The sequence below is a fragment of the Sphingomonas citri genome, from assembly GCF_019429485.1.
Lineage (GTDB): Bacteria > Pseudomonadota > Alphaproteobacteria > Sphingomonadales > Sphingomonadaceae > Sphingomonas > Sphingomonas citri.
Genome location: NZ_JAHXZN010000001.1, coordinates 410798 through 425256 on the forward strand (window position 1 = coordinate 410798; position 14459 = coordinate 425256).

At 69.1% G+C, this 14459-nt stretch carries 13 protein-coding genes; 5 read left to right on the plus strand and 8 right to left on the minus strand.

What is annotated here, in order from left to right; genetic code table 11:
* Positions 1 to 160 precede the first annotated feature (160 nt).
* From KZ820_RS02090 to KZ820_RS02110, 5 genes are all read right to left on the minus strand, one after another.
* The gene (locus KZ820_RS02090; protein WP_219747049.1) at positions 161 to 640 is read right to left on the minus strand and encodes a glutathione peroxidase; all 480 of its coding nucleotides are present in this window, start codon (positions 638 to 640) and stop codon (positions 161 to 163) included.
* On the minus strand, positions 637 to 1227 hold the full coding sequence (locus tag KZ820_RS02095; RefSeq protein WP_219747050.1) for a GNAT family N-acetyltransferase: 591 nt from the start codon (positions 1225 to 1227) through the stop codon (positions 637 to 639). The genes KZ820_RS02090 and KZ820_RS02095 overlap by 4 nt, the downstream gene beginning before the upstream one ends.
* A complete protein-coding gene (locus KZ820_RS02100) occupies positions 1224 to 1898 on the minus strand; it encodes an ABC transporter ATP-binding protein (protein WP_219747051.1) in 675 nt (224 codons plus the stop codon). The genes KZ820_RS02095 and KZ820_RS02100 overlap by 4 nt, the downstream gene beginning before the upstream one ends.
* Entirely contained in the window at positions 1891 to 3141 is a 1251-nt protein-coding gene (locus KZ820_RS02105) for a lipoprotein-releasing ABC transporter permease subunit (protein WP_219747052.1), read from the minus strand. Before KZ820_RS02105 ends, KZ820_RS02100 begins: the two co-directional genes overlap by 8 nt.
* A 470-nt stretch (positions 3142 to 3611) precedes the next feature.
* Positions 3612 to 6071: a TonB-dependent receptor gene (locus KZ820_RS02110; RefSeq protein ID WP_219747053.1), complete on the minus strand. Its 2460-nt coding sequence runs from the start codon at positions 6069 to 6071 to the stop codon at positions 3612 to 3614.
* 205 nt (positions 6072 to 6276) lie between these two features.
* Here KZ820_RS02110 and KZ820_RS02115 point away from each other — a divergent pair, with 205 nt between their 5' ends.
* Entirely contained in the window at positions 6277 to 6744 is a 468-nt protein-coding gene (locus KZ820_RS02115; protein ID WP_219747054.1) for an Hsp20 family protein, read from the plus strand.
* A 100-nt stretch (positions 6745 to 6844) separates the two neighbouring features.
* On the opposite strand, the gene KZ820_RS02120 is transcribed toward KZ820_RS02115, so the two are convergent.
* From KZ820_RS02120 to secG, 3 genes are all read right to left on the minus strand, one after another.
* Entirely contained in the window at positions 6845 to 8680 is a 1836-nt protein-coding gene (locus KZ820_RS02120) for a methyl-accepting chemotaxis protein (protein WP_219747055.1), read from the minus strand.
* A gap of 93 nt (positions 8681 to 8773) precedes the next feature.
* Positions 8774 to 10408, minus strand: a complete 1635-nt coding sequence (gene pyrG / locus KZ820_RS02125) for a CTP synthase (RefSeq protein WP_219747056.1) — start codon at positions 10406 to 10408, stop codon at positions 8774 to 8776.
* Between the two features lie 84 nt (positions 10409 to 10492).
* Positions 10493 to 10888: a preprotein translocase subunit SecG gene (gene secG / locus KZ820_RS02130; protein ID WP_219747057.1), complete on the minus strand. Its 396-nt coding sequence runs from the start codon at positions 10886 to 10888 to the stop codon at positions 10493 to 10495.
* Between the two features lie 264 nt (positions 10889 to 11152).
* Here secG and KZ820_RS02135 point away from each other — a divergent pair, with 264 nt between their 5' ends.
* From KZ820_RS02135 to zwf, 4 genes are read left to right on the plus strand one after another with little or no spacing between them, the layout of a single operon-like run.
* Positions 11153 to 11488: a MarR family transcriptional regulator gene (locus KZ820_RS02135; protein WP_132908177.1), complete on the plus strand. Its 336-nt coding sequence runs from the start codon at positions 11153 to 11155 to the stop codon at positions 11486 to 11488.
* 28 nt (positions 11489 to 11516) lie between these two features.
* The gene (locus tag KZ820_RS02140; RefSeq protein ID WP_219747058.1) at positions 11517 to 11795 is read left to right on the plus strand and encodes an SH3 domain-containing protein; all 279 of its coding nucleotides are present in this window, start codon (positions 11517 to 11519) and stop codon (positions 11793 to 11795) included.
* On the plus strand, positions 11792 to 12721 hold the full coding sequence (gene argC, locus KZ820_RS02145; protein ID WP_219747059.1) for an N-acetyl-gamma-glutamyl-phosphate reductase: 930 nt from the start codon (positions 11792 to 11794) through the stop codon (positions 12719 to 12721). Before KZ820_RS02140 ends, argC begins: the two co-directional genes overlap by 4 nt.
* A 21-nt stretch (positions 12722 to 12742) precedes the next feature.
* Entirely contained in the window at positions 12743 to 14206 is a 1464-nt protein-coding gene (gene zwf / locus KZ820_RS02150) for a glucose-6-phosphate dehydrogenase (protein WP_132907819.1), read from the plus strand.
* The last annotated feature ends 253 nt before the right edge of the window (positions 14207 to 14459 follow it).

A 14459-nucleotide genomic window follows, 5' to 3' on the forward strand; every position in this document is an offset into this window, starting at 1 on the left:
GGCTCCCTCGCCTCTCCGCCTTGCGTCATCCTGAACTCGTTTCAGGATTTACCGTGCCGCGCACACAGCGGCCACGGCGGTCGCGGGACCGTGGATGCTGAAACGAGTTCAGGATGACGCTGTTGGTGGGGAGAAGGCAGTGAGTCGCGGCCACCCGCCGCTACAACAGCGCCTCGATATCGGCTCGCAGCGCCTCGGGCGCCGTGGTAGGCGCATAGCGGCGCACCGTCTCACCATCGCGCGCGACCAGGAATTTGGTGAAGTTCCACTTGATCGCGCGCGAGCCCAGCAGCCCCGGCGCGGCGCGCTTGAGCCGCTCGAACAAGGGGTCCGCCCCCGCCCCGTTCACCGCGACCTTGGCGAAGACCGGGAAGCTCACGTCATAGTGGGTCGAGCAGAAGGTCGCGATCGTGGCGGCGTCGCCCGGCTCCTGCGCGCCGAATTGGTTGCAGGGGAAGGCCAGCACCGCCAGCCCGCGCTCGGCATAGGCGCGGTGAAGCTCTTCCAGCCCGGCATATTGCGGCGTGAACCCGCATTGTGACGCGGTGTTGACCACCAGCAGCACCTTGCCGGCATAGTCCGCGAGCGGCTGCTCGCCGCCGTCGGCGATAGTCACGCTCAGGTCAGTGATCGCGCTCATCCGTGCCTCCGCAGCAGGAACTCGATGTTGGTCCGCACGCCCGGCCACTCGCTCGCGATGATCGAATAAACCACTAGGTCGCGCACCCGCCCGTTGAACAATTGGTGCGAGCGCAGCACGCCGTCGCGCTTGGCGCCGAGCCGCTCGATCGCGGCCTGCGAGCGCTTGTTGAACCAATCGGTGCGGATCTGCACCACCTGGCAGCCGAGTGCGTCGAAGGCGTGGCCGAGCAGCAGCAGCTTGGCCTCGGTGTTGACCCCGGTGCGCTGCACCGCGCGCGCGTAGAAGGTGCCGCCGATCTCGACGCGGCGGTGCGCCTCGCTCATCCGCATCAGCCGCGTGAGCCCGACGACGCGGCCGTCGGGCGTCTCCACCGCGAAAGGCAGCGCGCGGCCAAAGTCGCGCTCGCGCAGCGCAGCGGCGACGAAGGCGTCGGGATCGGTCAGGCCGGAGACGTTGGCGAAGAACAGCTCGGTCAGGTCGCCGTCCCCCGCCGCCGCGGCGAGCGCGGGTGCGTCCTCCGAGGTGAGCGGGCGGAGCACCACGTGCTGGCCGACCAGCCGCGGCGTCTCGCGCCAGCGGCTCACGCGATCGTGCCCTCGTGCAGCCGCACGACGCGGTCCATCTTGGCGGCGAGCCGCTCGTTGTGGGTCGCCACCAGCGCCGCCGAGCCCTCGCCGCGCACCAGCCGCAGGAACTCGGCGAGCACGACGTCGGCGGTATGCTCGTCGAGGTTGCCGGTCGGCTCGTCGGCCAGCACCAGCGCGGGCCGATTGGCGAGCGCTCGCGCCACCGCGACGCGCTGCTGCTCGCCGCCCGAGAGCTGCGCCGGGCGATGGGTCAGCCGGTGCCCGACGCCGAGCGCGGTCAGCAGCGCGGCGGCGCGTTCCTCGGCCGGCGCGCGCTCGGCGCCGTGGATCAGCTGGGGCAGCACGACATTCTCGATCGCGTTGAAGTCGGGCAGCAGATGGTGGAACTGGTAGACGAAACCGAGCCGATCGCGCCGCATCGCGGTGCGCCCGGCGGCGTCGAGCTGCGCCGCCTCCACGCCGCCGATGCGGATCGATCCGGCGAACCCGCCCTCGAGCAGCCCCACCGCCTGGAGCAAGGTCGACTTGCCCGAGCCCGACGGACCCAGCAGCGCGACGATCTCGCCCGGCGCGATGGCGAGGTCGACCCCGCGCAGCACGTGAATGGTCGCTCCGCCCTGCGTGAAGCTCCTCGCTAGGCCGCTCGTCTGGAGAACCGCCTCACTCATAACGCAGCACCTCGACCGGGTCGGTGCCCGCCGCCTTGAGCGCCGGATAGACCGTCGCCAGGAAGGTCATCAGCAGCGTGATCAGCACGATCGCGACGATCTCGACCGGGTTGGGCTTGGACGGCAGCTCGGTGAGATAGCGGATCGAGGGGTCCCACAGGTTCTGCCCGGTGATCGCCTGCACCGCGTTCACCACCGACTGCCGGATGAACAGGAAGCCGAAGCCGAGCAGCAGCCCCGCCACTGTGCCCAGCACCCCGATCGTCGTCCCCACCGTGATGAAGATGCGCAGCATCGCGCCGCGGCTCGCGCCCATGGTGCGCAGGATCGCGATGTCGCGCGTCTTGGAGCGCACCAGCATGATCAGCGACGAGGCGATGTTGAAGGCGGCGACCAGGATGATGATGCACAGCACGGTGAACATCGCCACGCGCTCGACAGCGAGCGCGTCGAACAGCTCGGCGTTGAGGCGGCGCCAGTCGGCCACCGCGGCATAGCCCTGCACCTTACGGGTCAATGGGGCGAGGATCTCGCCGACGCGGTCGGCGTCGCTGGTCTGCAGCTCGATGATGCCGACGCTGTCGCCGCTCAGCAGCAGCGTCTGCGCGTCGGCGAGCGGCATCACGACATAGGCCTTGTCATAGTCGTACACGCCGACCTCGAAGATCGCGCCGACGGTGTAGTTGACGTAGCGCGGCATCGTGCCGAACGGCGTCGAGGGGCCGAGCGGGTTGATCAGCGTGATCTCGGACCCGATCGTCGCGCCGAGCTGCTCCGCCAGTCGCGCGCCGATCGCGACGTTGTTGCTCCCCGGCGTCACGCTCGCCAGGCTGCCGACGATCACCTTGGAGTTGATCGTCCGGTTCGCGCGGATGTCCTCGGGCCGCATGCCGCGCAGGATGATGCCCTCGGCGCGGCCGTTGTACGTGACGAACAATGGCTGCTCGATCATAGGGATCGCGCTGGTGACACCGGGGGTGGCCTTTGCCTCGGCGAGCGCGCGACGCCAGTCGGGCAGCCGCCCGTTGTAGCCCTGGATCACGGCATGGCCGTTGAGCCCGACGATCTTGTCGAACAGCTCGGCGCGGAAGCCATTCATCACGCTCATCACGATGACCAGAGCGGCGACGCCGAGCATCACCGCGCCGAGCGAGAAGCCCGCGACCAGGACGATGAACCGCTCACCGCGACCGGGCAGCAGATACCGCCGCGCGATCATGCTCTCGTAGCGCGACAGCAACATGCCGCCGCCTCTAGGATGGCGCGCGCGGCGGCGCAACGGGGCGTGTGGCGGATTCGACACAGAGCTGCCGCAATCGGTTTTGCCGGCGTTCATTTCGGTCGACAGCCGAACGCCGCGCCAGCATACCTTCCCTCACTGGCACACAGGCAAAGGCCGTGGTTCGGGGAATGTCGTCGAGCTCCGCTTCACACCGAAGCGCGCGGGCAGACGGCGGGATAGGGGGCTGACGAGCGATCGTCACGCAGGCGCCCGGGTCGCGATGAGCGGCCCGGGCGTTTGCTTTGTGGCGGCAATGTGGTGGCGCCGCCCGCGCGTTCAAGCTGTGCGCGTCCTGGTCACCCCGGAATCGTTCCGGCGTCCACCCCGCCCCTGATCTCAAAGCGAACCTATGCGCGGCGGCGTGGATCCCCAAACGAGACCGGGATGAGGGAGAAGGTCGCGCGCGTCTTCGAGCCCGCGACCTCGCCCGCTCAGAAGCTCGCCGACACGGTCACACCATAAGTGCGCGGATCGCCCGGCTGGCCGACCACCAGCCCGGTGTTGCCCGACTGGGTCGCCAGCAGCTCGTAATAATCCTGGTCGAAGGCGTTGCGCAGCCATAGGAAAGCGTTGAGCCCGCGGTCGCTGCGATAGCCCAGCCGCACGTTCGAGATCGAGTAGCCATGGATGTTGGTGTAGATCGACTCCGACGGGTTGCTCGAGAAATCTGAGCGATAGCTGCCGTCATAGCCGAGATAGACGTTGCCGCCCTCCCCGCCCAGCGTCACCGGCACCGCATATTCGGCACCGTAGGAGAAGGCCCATTTCGAGATGCCGGGCAAACGCTGGCCGGAGATGTCGCAATTGGCCGGGCTGCTCGTGCCGCCCGACAGCTCGGGCGGGCACGGCGCGTCGGTGAAGTCGACGTATTTGGCATCGGTATAGGCCGCGTTGGCGTAGACGTTGAGACGCGTCGTCGGGTGGAACGCCGAGTCGAGCTCGACGCCACGCGTACGCACCTTCCCCGCGTTGGCGAGATAGCCGCGCAGCACCCCGAGCTGGCCGTTGGTGACGGTCGCCTGATAGTCCGAGATGTCGGTCCAGAAGGCCGCCAGGTTCACCGTAGCGCGGCGATCGAGGAACTGGGTCTTGAGCCCCAGCTCATAGTGGTTGACCTTCTCGGGCTTCACCGTCGCCGCGCTGAGGATAGGATTGTTGCCGGCGTCGAGCGGCAGACCCGAGAGGTTGATTCCCCCCGACTTGTAGCTGCGCGCGTAGGTGGCGTAGCCGTGGACGTCCGCGGCGATGTCCCAGGCCGCGGTGATGTCACCCGAGACGTTCCAATTGTCGAAGTCGGGCGCGTAGCTCTGCGGCGCGAGGACGCCGCGCTGGTCGCTGGTCAGCGTGGTCGAGCCGCTGCCCGTCGTCACCACCGAGACGTAGGAGCCGCGCTTCTTGTCATAGTTGACGCGCACGCCAGGCGCGATCGAGAAGCTGTCGCCGAGATGCCAGGTGAGCTTCCCGAACGCCGCGGCGGAGGTGTTCGTGAAGCCGATCGTGTTGCGCGCGGTCAGCCCGTCGAGGATCGCCGGGTTACAGGCCGCGCTGCTCGGGCGCGCGCAGCCGTTGGCGCCGAACGGCGGGTCGCCCGGGTTGAGCAGCCAGCGGCTCGCCGCCGGCCCCTGCACCTGTAGCCCCTGCGTGTCGATCGTCTGGCGGAAGTAGAACAAGCCGGCGACATAGTCGACGCGGTGCTGCCCGTTCGAGGCGACGCGCAGTTCCTGGCTCACCTGCTTCTGCTGCGACGGGCTGGCCGACACCGTGGTGATCGGCAGGCCGATGAAGTCGCGGTCGTTCGACGGATCCCAGTCCCAGAGGCGCCACGCGGAAACCGAGGTGAGCGTCGCCGCGCCGACGTCCCAGTTGGCCACCAGCGATACGCCGCCCAGCTCCTGGCGCGCGCGCAGGGGCGTGTCGAGGTCGGTCAGCCGGTCGAAGGCGTTGCGCGACGGCGGCTCGTACCCGAAGGCGGCGGCGAGCGCCTCATATTGCCGCGCCAGCGGCCGCTGCGTGCGGCCGACGCGCGCGAAGATCTGCGCGCAGCATTCCGGATCCTGGTGGTTGTAGTCGCCGGCGAGCGTGAGATCGAGGTTGGACGCGGCCTGCCAGAACAGCTGCCCGCGCAGGCTGCGATTGTCCTGCGCGTTGACATAGGCGCCGGTGCGCGTGTTGTAGATCGTGCCGCGCCGCGACGTCACGGAGGCAGACAGGCGGATCGCCAGCGTGTCGTCGATCAGCGGGCCGGAGGCCGAGGCCTTGGCCTGGAGGAACTCGAGGTTGCCCGCGGTGAGCTCGACCCGCGCCTCGGGCGTGAAGCTCGGCCGCCGCGTGGTGATGTTGATCGCGCCCGCTGTGGTGTTCTTGCCGTAGAGCGTGCCCTGCGGTCCGCGCAGGATCTCGATCCGCTCCGTGTCGGTGAAGTCGAAGGTGGCCGAGGCGATGCGCGAGTAATAGACCTGGTCGACATAGATGCCGACGCCCTGCTCGATGCCGTCGTTGGTGAGGCCGAACGGCGCGCCCAGGCCGCGGATGTTGGCGGCCGAGTTGCGCGGGTTGGTCGAGTAGAATTGCAACGTCGGCTGGATCTGTGTCAGCCGGCTGACATTGTACGCGCCCGTCTCCGCCAGCGCGGTGCCGCCGATCACCGAGACCGCGAGCGGCACGCGCTGCACGCTCTCGGCGCGGCGCCGCGCGGTGACGACGATGTCGCCCCCGCCCTGCTGCGCCGGGCCGAGCCGACCGCGCTCGTTGTCACCGCTGCCGTCGACCGCCCCGCGCACCACGGCATCGTCCTGCGACGGTGCCGCATCGGCGGGCGCACCGGCCGCCTGATCGGCCGCGGCGGACGGTACGGCGGCCTGCGCCAGTAGAAGCGCGAGCGTGAGCGACATGAAATTCCCCCTGTTTACCTCGACATCATCCTGCATCGCCGATCCCGCATAGTCCATCAACGAAGTAGGAGTATCAGGGGGACTTGAAACGCTTCGCGCTACTCCCATTTAGCTAGCGTGCGGTGCCGCTGGCCGGGCCGCACGGACACAGGCGCCGCGGATGACCGGGCGCCTTGCTTCAAATAGCTCATCGGAGGATTTGAACATGCGTTTCGACCTGACTCCCTACCGCCGCTCGACCATCGGCTTCGATCGTCTGTTCGACATGATCGAGGCGAACGCGCGCGGCGCATCCGAGAATTATCCGCCCTTCAACCTGGAGCGAGTCGCCGACGACCGCTACCGCATCACGCTGGCCGTCGCCGGCTTCAGCCGCGACGAGATCGAGATCACCGCGCAGCAGAACCTGCTGCAGGTGGCCGGCAAGAAGGACGATCGGGCGGAGAATGCGCAGTTCCTCCACCTCGGCATCGCCAACCGCAGCTTCGAGCGGCGGTTCGAGCTGGCCGACTTCGTGTTTGTGGAGGACGCGCGGCTGAACGACGGGCTACTGGTGATCGATCTGGTCCGCGAGGTGCCTGAGGCGATGAAGCCGAAGTCGATCGCGATCAAGACCGGCCCGCAGCTCGCCGCGGTGGAGGACAAGGCCACCGACGCGGCGCGCGCCGCGTAAGGGTCAGCCGCGCGAGCGGGATCGGCGTCTCTTTGCTCCCTTTCGAGGCGCCGGTGGGGGCGTCCGGGCCGACAGGTCCGGGCGCCTTTCCCTTATCGGCTCACTCGGCGCGTCGGGCGCCGTCGTCCTCACCCCCTCGCCCGCGCGGGGCGTGGCCGAGCCGCGGCGCGGGCTTGGGCAAGCGCCGCGCGGGGGCCTCGATCTGGCGGTGGCGCGGCAGGCCGGCGCGGGTAGGCGCCGGGCGGTCGAGCAGGAAGCACGCGACCTCCTGTGCGAGCGCGTCCGCCTCGCCGGCGAGCGCGCGCGCCGCTGCCGTCGTTTCCTCCACCATCGCGGCATTCTGCTGGGTGACGCCGTCCATCTCGGCGATCGCCTTGCTCACCTGCACCAGTCCGGTCGACTGCTGCTCCGCGGCCTCGGCGATCTGCGCCACGAGCGCGCCGATCTCGCCGACCCGCGCGATGATCCTGGTCAGCGCATTGCCCGCCTCCACCACCAGCTTGGCGCCCGCGCCGACCTGCTCGGTCGAGGCGCCGATGCGTTTCTTCACGTCGCGCGCGGCGTCTGCCGAACGCTGCGCCAGCGCGCGGACCTCCTGCGCCACCACGGCGAAGCCACGGCCCGCGTCGCCCGCGCGCGCCGCCTCCACCCCCGCGTTGAGCGCGAGCAGGTTGGTCTGAAAGGCGATACCGTCGATCACGCTGATGATATCGCCGATCTCGTGCGAGGCGCGCTCGATCCCGCTCATCGCCTCGACGGCGCGGCGCACCACCTCGCCCGAGCGCTCGGCGTCGCCGCGGGTCTCCACCACCACGCCGTTGACGCGCGACACGCCCTCGGCGGTCTGCCGAACCGTCTCGGTGATCTGCTGCATCGCCGCGGAGGTCTGCTCCAGACCGGCGGCATGTTTCTCGGTTCGGAGCGACAGATCGTCGCCCGCCTGAAGGATCTCGTCGGCGCCCTCGCTGATCCCGGCGGCACTCGCCTGCACCGCCGCGAGCACCGCTGCGAGCGCCTCGATCGCATCGTTGAAGTCGGTGCGCAGCTTGCCGAACGCGCCCTCCAACTCGGTGTCGACTCGAGTCGTCAGATCCCCGCGGGCGAGTGAGTCGAGTCCCGCGCCCACGCTGGTGACGATCAGTGCGGTCTGGCGCGCCTTCTCCTGCTCGGCGGCGAGAAGCCGGTCGCGCAGCGTGATCGCCGCGGCGGCGACGTCACCGACTTCGTCGCCGCGCCCCGACCCCGCGATCTCGACGCCCAGGTCGCCGTCGGCGAGCCGCAGCAGCCCGTTAGTGACGGCGTCGAGCGGACGCGCGAGGCCGCGGATCAGCAGCATCAGCAGCGCGATCACGAGCAGCGCCGTCAGCGCCATCGCGACAAACGTGATCCTTCGCGCCGCGTCGACGAGCGATCGCGCACTGGCCACGCCGTTATCGAGTGAGCCCGACTGCTGCACCAGCAGGCGGTTGGCATCGCGCTCGACATCGGAGAAGGCCGGCGCACGCGCGCGGAACGTCGCCAGCTCCAGCTCGCCGGCACGACGGTGCTGGCTCGATCCGGACGAACGGTAGGTCGACCAGTCGTGGGCGAACTCACGCAACAGGCCCTGTGTCACCGGTGAGCGTAGCCGGCCCTCGAGCTCCGCGACCCGCGTCTCCACCGCGCGCCCGCGCTCCGCGAGGTCCCGCTCCGCGGCGGTCGCCTCCGCGCCGTCGCGCGCCGCTACCAACGTGGCCTCGCCCAGCCGATACTGCGTGGCCGCTAGCGCCATCGCCGAGGCTGACTCATAATTGTGGCGGCGGTGAACGCCGATGTCTTCCGCGATCGCGTCCATGCGGCTCACGTTGGCGAGCGCGAGCAGGTTGATCCCCAGCATGACGACGAAGATCACCGCGTACGACAGGACCAGCCTGGGCGCGATGCGTAACTGACTCATCAGAGGCGAGCTCCGTTGACCGCGCCGCCACCCGGCTGCGGTTCCGCTGCCTCAATTATAAGACGACCGCTCCTAGGAGTGGTCGTCGCGACCCTACACTAGCCGGCTCTGCTTGAGCGCGGCCTCGATGAAGCTGGCGAACAGCGGATGCGGGTCGAACGGCTTGCTCTTCAGCTCCGGGTGGAACTGGACGCCGACGAACCACGGGTGGTCGGGCCGCTCGACGATCTCGGGCAAGGTGCCGTCGGGCGACATGCCCGAGAACACCAAGCCGCCCTTCTCCAGTGCCTCGCGATAGCCGGTGTTGACCTCGTAGCGATGGCGATGCCGCTCGGAAATCTGCGTGTCGCCGTAGATCGAGGCGACCACGCTGTTGCCGGCCAGCGTCGCGTCATAGGCGCCGAGCCGCATCGTGCCGCCGAGATCGCCCTGCGCCTCGCGCTGCTCGAGCCCGTCGCGGCCCATCCACTCGGTAATCAGGCCCACCACCGGCTGCTCGGTCGGGCCGAACTCGGTCGACGAGGCCTCGGCGATGCCGGCGAGGTCGCGCGCGCCCTCGATGCAGGCCATCTGCATGCCGAAGCAGATTCCGAAATAGGGAATCTCGCGCTCGCGCGCGAAGCGCACCGACTTGATCTTGCCCTCGGCGCCCCGCTCGCCGAACGCGCCGGGGACGAGGATCGCGTCGAGCGGCTCGAGCTGGCTGACGATCTCCTCGTCGTCGTGCTCGAACAGCTCGGCATCGATCCAGCGCACGTTGACCTTGACGCGGTTGGCGATCCCGCCGTGGACCAGCGCCTCGTTGAGCGACTTGTAGGCGTCCTGAAGGCCGACGTACTTGCCGACCACGCCGACCGTCACCTCGCCCTCGGGATGCTGGAGGCGATCGACGATCTCCTGCCAGCGGCTGAGGTCGGGCGGGGACGAAGGCGTGATGCCGAAGGCGCGCAGCACCTCCGAGTCGAGCCCCTCCGCGTGATATTGCAGCGGCACCGCATAGATGCTGGCGGCGTCGAGCGCGGGGATCACCGCGCTCTCGGGCACGTTGCAGAACAGTGCGATCTTGGCGCGCTCCGACACCGGTAGCGGCTTCTCGCAGCGGCACACCAGCACGTCGGGCTGGACGCCGAGCGCGGCGAGCTCGCGCACCGAATGTTGCGTCGGCTTGGTCTTCAGCTCGCCCGCCGCGGCGATGTACGGCACGAGTGTGACGTGGACCGAGATCGCGTTGCCGCGACCGACCTCGTTCTTGAGCTGGCGGATCGACTCGATGAAGGGCAGCGACTCGATGTCGCCCACCGTGCCGCCGATCTCGCACAGCACGAAGTCGAGGTCGTCGGTCTCGGCGCGCGCGAATGCCTTGATCGCGTCGGTGACGTGCGGGATCACCTGCACCGTCGCGCCGAGATAGTCGCCGCGCCGCTCACGCTCGATGATCGTCTTGTAGATGCGGCCGGAAGTGATGTTGTCCGACTGGCGCGACGCCACCCCGGTAAAGCGCTCGTAATGGCCGAGGTCGAGGTCGGTCTCGGCGCCGTCGTCGGTGACGTAGACCTCGCCATGCTGATACGGGCTCATCGTGCCGGGATCGACGTTGAGATAGGGGTCGAACTTGCGGATGCGCACGCGATAGCCGCGCGCCTGGAGCAGCGCCGCGAGGCTCGCCGCCATGAGTCCTTTACCGAGCGAGGAGACCACGCCGCCGGTGATGAAGATATACCGCGCCATGGGGCGAACTGCCTAACCTTATAGTACGAGCAAGGGCAAGCGCGCGGTGAGGCCGCGCGCGACGAGTCGACGCTGTAGGGGTGATCAGCGCGCCAGCGGCACGCCGTTGTCGGCCGGCGCCGGGGCGGGCGCGGCGGCATTCGCCGGCTCACCCGCGAGCGGGACCTGCGCGGCGGCGTCGGGCTGAGTCGGCGCCGGCTGCTGCGTCTGCGCCGCGGGCACGCGCCGCTGCAGCGAGGTGTCGACCGAGACCGCGCCGCGGTGCGCCGCGATGAAGGCGAGCACGATGCTCATCACCACGAAGATCCCAGCCAGCACCGAGGTGGCGCGCGTCAGGAAGTCCGCCGCGCCGCGCGCCGACATCAGCCCGGACGGGCTGCCCGACGAGGTCAGGCCGCCGCCTTCCGAGCGCTGCATCAGGATCACGGTGACGAGGGCAGCCGCGATGATGGCCTGGACGACGAGCAGGAAGGTGAACATGGGAGCGACGCGGGTCCGATACAGCGAGGGGCACGCGCGACCAGGTCGCGCACGCCGGATGGCGGGCACATAGGGGAGCGACGGGCGCGGATCAACCGCGCCGCTCGCCGCCGGAACGGCACGATTTCGCCTCGCTAATTCGTGACATGGCTGAAACCAGCCGCGGGAGCGGGCGTTATTCTCGCACAAACCCGGAACGGACCGGGCGTGATGCAGCGGGACGAGGACGTGGCAACATTGGCGCAACCCGAACTCAGTTCGTGGATGAACGCGCTGGTCGATTACGTGCGCTCGGGCGAGCCCGACCTCACCAATCGCCAGATGGCGCTCCTCCTGGTCGTTTACTTGCGGCCCGGTCCGCATACCGTGCGCGGTCTGGCCCGCGTGCTCAACGTCTCCAAACCCGTGGTGACGCGCGCCTTGAACAGACTGGGTGCGCTCGGCTATCTGCGCCGCCAACGCGACGACAGCGACAAGCGCAACATCTTCGTCGCGCGTACATCCGAAGGGGCAGATTTTCTTGAGGAGTTCGGCCAGTTCATCGGTGACGGCGACCACCCGCCCGCCCGCGCCGTCGGGCAGCAGCACGTCACCGCGTAGCGGCTTCACGCTGACGGGGCGGTCGCGTATGCTCGATCCGCGCACCCATGCCGTGCGCGCCGACATCGCCGACGTCCGCCTCGCCGACCGCGTCTTCGCGCCGCATTATGCCGCGCCGCTGCGCCGTGCACTCGCCACGTCGGCGACGTTGCGCGAGTCCCGCGACCCTGCCTCGACGGCGCTGGCGGAGCTGCCCGCTGGGGCCGCGTTCGATCTGCTCGACCTCACCGGCGGCGTCGCCTGGGGGATCGCGGTGGACGCCAACCTCGTCGGCTATGTCGACGCCGCGACGGTAAGCGCGGCGTGACGGTCTCGGTCTTCATCGACGGCGCCGCTGGCACCACCGGGCTGGAGATCCGCGAGCGGCTCGCGGGCCGCGGCGACGTCGCGCTGGTGACGATCGACGAGGTGCGTCGCAGGGACCACGCGGCGCGCGCCGAGGCGCTCAACGACGCCGATGTCGTGATCCTCTGCCTCCCAGACGACGCTGCGCGCGAGGCGGTGGCGATGATCGCAAACGATCGCACGCGAGTGATCGACGCCTCGACGGCGCATCGAGTCGCGCCGGACTGGACCTATGGTCTCGCCGAGTTGGAGCCCGATCAGGCCGATCGCATCGCGTCGGCGCGTCTGGTCGCCAATCCGGGCTGCTATCCCACCGGTTTTCTCGCGTTGGTTCGTCCGCTCGTGCGCGCCGGGCTGCTTGCCGCCGATGCGCCGCTCAGCGTCAATGCCACTTCAGGCTATTCCGGCGGCGGCAAGGCGATGATCGCCGAGTTCGAGGGCGGCGAGGCGGCCACCGCTTTCCGCCCCTATGCGCTGGCGCTCGCGCACAAGCATGTCGGCGAGATGACGCGGCACGCGGGGCTCACCGTCGCGCCGATCTTCCAGCCGGCGGTGGCGCGCACCTATCGCGGAATGGTGGTGCAGGTACCGCTCCACCTCAGCCAGCTCGCCCGCTCCTTCACGCTCAACGACCTCTCCGAGGTGCTGGCCGCTGCCTATGACGGCGAGCGCGTCGTCCGCTTCGCGCACGAGGCGGCGACCGTGGTGAAGATCGAGGACGACGCCGGGACCGATCGCATGACGCTGCGCGTCGTGGGCAACCAGGCCAGCGGCCAAGCCTTGCTGATCGCCACGCTCGACAATCTCGGCAAGGGCGCCGCCGGTGCGGCGGTGCAGAATCTCAATATCATGGCCGGCTTCGACCCCGTCGCCGGTCTGACCCTCTAGAAAGCGACGCAGGAGACTCAGATGGAGCGCAATCCGGTGGGCAAGCTGCTGCTGTTCGGTGCGACCGGCGACCTCGCCAAGCGAATGCTGCTGCCCTCGCTCTACGGGCTGCACGCCGACGGGCTGCTGCCCGCCGGGCTGACGATCACCGGCTCGGCTCGCAGCGACCTCAACGACGACGCTTTCCGCGACGTCACGCGCAAGGCGCTCGACGAATTCCTCCCCGCGGACCGCAAGGACGCGGGCGCGATCGACAGCTTCCTCCAGCGGCTCCAGTTCCAGCCCGCCGACCTGTCGGACCCGAACAGCTTCCAGCCGCTCGCCGACAAGATCGGCGACGTGTCGAGCGGACTGGCGATCTATCTGTCCACCGCGCCCTCGCTGTTCGAACCCGCGGTGCGCGGGCTGGAGAGCGTCGGCCTCGCCGGCGACACGGTGCGGATCGGGCTGGAGAAGCCGCTCGGCTACGACCTCGAGTCGAGCCGCGAGATCAACGACACCGTCGCCTCCGCCTTCCCCGAGGACCGGATCTTCCGGATCGATCACTATCTCGGCAAGGAGACGGTGCAGAACATCCTGGCGCTGCGCTTCGGCAACTCGATGTTCGAGCCGATCTGGAACGCGACGGGCATCGACAATGTCCAGATCACGATCGCGGAGACGGTCGGGCTCGAGGATCGCGCCGGTTACTACGAAGGCGCTGGCGCGCTGCGCGACATGGTGGCCAATCACGTGCTCCAGCTCGTCGCGCTGATCGCGATGGAGCCGCCGGCGCTGTATGACGGCACCGCGATCCGCGACGAGAAGGCCAAGGTGTTCCGCTCGCTGCGCCACATGAAGCCGGAGGAGGTGCAGGGCTATACCGTCACCGGCCAGTATGAGGAGGGCGCGGTCAGCGGCAAGGTCGTGCGCGGCTACGATTCCGAGCTCGGCTACGACAGCGATGTCGAGACCTTCGTCGCGATCAAGGCGTTCGTCGACAATTGGCGCTGGCAGGGCGTGCCCTTCTACCTGCGCACCGGCAAGCGCATGGCCAAGCGCCGCAGCGAGATCGCGATCCAGTTCAAGCCGGTGCCGCACTCGATGTTCTCGGGGCGGGGCGGGCTGCTCCAGCCCAACAAGCTGATCATCCGACTCCAGCCCGAGGAATATATCCAGCTGCTGGTGATGACCAAGGAGCCGGGGCTCGACCGCGAGGGGATCAAGCTGCGCGAGGTGCCGCTCAACCTGAGCCTCGACGCGCAGTTCGCGGGTTCGCGCCGGCGCATCGCCTATGAGCGGCTGCTGCTCGACCTGATCGAGGGCGACCAGACTCTGTTCGTCCGCCGCGACGAGGTCGAGGCGCAGTGGCGCTGGATCGATGCGATCCGCGCCGGCTGGGCCGCTGCGCAGACCAAGCCGAAACATTATGCGGCCGGTACCTGGGGCCCCGCCGGCGCGATCGCACTGACCGAGCGCGACGGCGTGAGCTGGCACGACGACTGAGACTGGCCGTGTTCCTGCGGACGCAGGAACCCAGGGTTTTAGGCCGGCGCGCCCATGACCCTGGGCTTCCGCCTGCGCAGGAGCAAGCGGCGCTGACATAGCTACCGCCCCGGCGTACGCCGGGGCTCAGGTGGGAAGGCCGCGCTGAGACTCACCAACACCTACCCAACTGGACCCCGACGTTCGCCGGGGAGGTGGCTTGCTGGGGAGGGCCGCTCACCAATGGACAACCCTGCCCTCGTCCCGCTCACCG

Excerpts from the sequence above, each read along its gene's own strand:
- KZ820_RS02090 (WP_219747049.1), bottom strand. The coding sequence starts at position 640 with ATGAGCGCGATCACTGACCTGAGCGTGACTATCGCCGACGGCGGCGAG.
- KZ820_RS02100 (WP_219747051.1), bottom strand. The coding sequence starts at position 1,898 with ATGAGTGAGGCGGTTCTCCAGACGAGCGGCCTAGCGAGGAGCTTCACG.
- KZ820_RS02105 (WP_219747052.1), bottom strand. The coding sequence starts at position 3,141 with ATGTTGCTGTCGCGCTACGAGAGCATGATCGCGCGGCGGTATCTGCTG.
- KZ820_RS02110 (WP_219747053.1), bottom strand. The coding sequence starts at position 6,071 with ATGTCGCTCACGCTCGCGCTTCTACTGGCGCAGGCCGCCGTACCGTCC.
- KZ820_RS02115 (WP_219747054.1), top strand. The coding sequence starts at position 6,277 with ATGCGTTTCGACCTGACTCCCTACCGCCGCTCGACCATCGGCTTCGAT.
- KZ820_RS02120 (WP_219747055.1), bottom strand. The coding sequence starts at position 8,680 with ATGAGTCAGTTACGCATCGCGCCCAGGCTGGTCCTGTCGTACGCGGTG.
- pyrG (WP_219747056.1), bottom strand. The coding sequence starts at position 10,408 with ATGGCGCGGTATATCTTCATCACCGGCGGCGTGGTCTCCTCGCTCGGT.
- secG (WP_219747057.1), bottom strand. The coding sequence starts at position 10,888 with ATGTTCACCTTCCTGCTCGTCGTCCAGGCCATCATCGCGGCTGCCCTC.
- KZ820_RS02135 (WP_132908177.1), top strand. The coding sequence starts at position 11,153 with ATGAACGCGCTGGTCGATTACGTGCGCTCGGGCGAGCCCGACCTCACC.
- KZ820_RS02140 (WP_219747058.1), top strand. The coding sequence starts at position 11,517 with ATGCTCGATCCGCGCACCCATGCCGTGCGCGCCGACATCGCCGACGTC.
- zwf (WP_132907819.1), top strand. The coding sequence starts at position 12,743 with ATGGAGCGCAATCCGGTGGGCAAGCTGCTGCTGTTCGGTGCGACCGGC.